Below are 1,330 nucleotides of genomic sequence, written 5' to 3'. Positions count from 1 at the left end.
TAAGTAATCTGGCCGACCGATGGAACGCCCACGTGGGTGGTGCCGTCGCCGTTCGAGATATCCAGTGCCTGTGGAGCAGCACGGAAGAAGCTAGGCACGAAGCCTGGCAGACCGGATGCAGTGTTGATCTGGTTCTTCACGTCGATCTTGTAGTAATCCACAGTCGAGCTGAAGGCCGGGATTGGCTGCAGGATCAGGCCGAAGGTGTACGACTTCGACTTCTCTGGGCTCAGGTTTGGCGTGGTCACCTGGACGAAGGTCGGTGCAATACCGCAAGCGGAAGGGACGTTACCAGCGGTCTTAGGGTTGCCATCCTTACACAGGATCGGGTCATTGATCGCGTTGAAGGTGAAGATCGACGATGCGGTGCCCACTTCAGCTGCGTTCGGAGCGCGGAAGCCACGAGCGAAGGTACCGCGAACGGCAACTTGCGGCATCACAGTCCACTTGAACTTGGCGCCTGGGGTCCAGGAATTGCCGTAGGTGTCGTAGTGGTCGAAGCGGGTCGAAGCGCTGACTTCAACGTTCTTGATCGGCAGGGCCGACAGTTCGGCGAACACAGCGGTGTCGGTTTCGCGGCCGGATGCGAAGGCAGCACCGTTACCCACAGCGCCCAGAGCCAGCTGGCTTGGAGGCGGAGCGTTCAGGTCCTTACGGGTCCAGCTGCTACCCAGTGCCAGGGCCAGCGGGCCGCCTGGCAGTTGAGCCAGTTCACGCGAAGCGTGCACTTCGGCGTACTTCAGGGTCTCTTCCGAGGTGTTGCTGAAGTGCGGCGCGATCGCGTCCATATCCGCCTGGGAATTGCCGCCCAGGATGTTGAATGGGTTGGTCGCACGGTTCAGGGCGGTGTACAGGGCGAAACGGTTCACGTAGCCGCTGTAGTCGATCTCGGTCTTGACCTTGGAGTAGCCCAGGCCACCAGCGATATCCCAGCCCATGAAGGTACCGGTCAGGTCAGCTGCGAAACGGGTCGAGGTCGCGGTGTTGTCCTGGGTACGCTGTGGGTCTTGCTGTGGCAGGTAGCCGTACAGACGGGCAGGAGCGCCCAGCTTGTTCAGGTACCAGTTAGCAGGCATCACGGTGCTGCCGTAGGCGTTAACCAGGGCAGGCGCCTGGCCAGGAACCAGGGAGATGTTACCAACGAAGGAAGTCGGCGAAGTGGTCAGGCCCAGGCCGCGGTTGTTCTCGCTTTCGCGCTTGAACATGGAGGCCTTCAGTGCCAGTTTCCAGTCTTCGTTCAGCTGCTTGGTGAAGCCAGCCAGCAGGTTCACATTGTGCGAAGCAGGCTGGATGTTCGACACGGTATCCTGCACAGCGCAACCACCAGCGC

At 60.6% G+C, this 1,330-nt stretch carries 1 protein-coding gene; it reads right to left on the bottom strand.

The features are described 5' to 3' along the window. A partial coding sequence (locus tag AB4Z11_RS31910) for a TonB-dependent receptor domain-containing protein (RefSeq protein ID WP_442030214.1) occupies positions 1-1,301 on the bottom strand: 1,301 nt, incomplete at its 3' end. Positions 1,302-1,330: the final 29 nt, after the last annotated feature.

This window comes from Pseudoduganella sp. RAF53_2 (assembly GCF_052113985.1).
Taxonomy (GTDB): domain Bacteria; phylum Pseudomonadota; class Gammaproteobacteria; order Burkholderiales; family Burkholderiaceae_D; genus Rugamonas.
The sequence above is the reverse complement of the archived record's forward strand: the minus strand, read 5'-3'. Positions and strand labels throughout refer to the sequence as shown.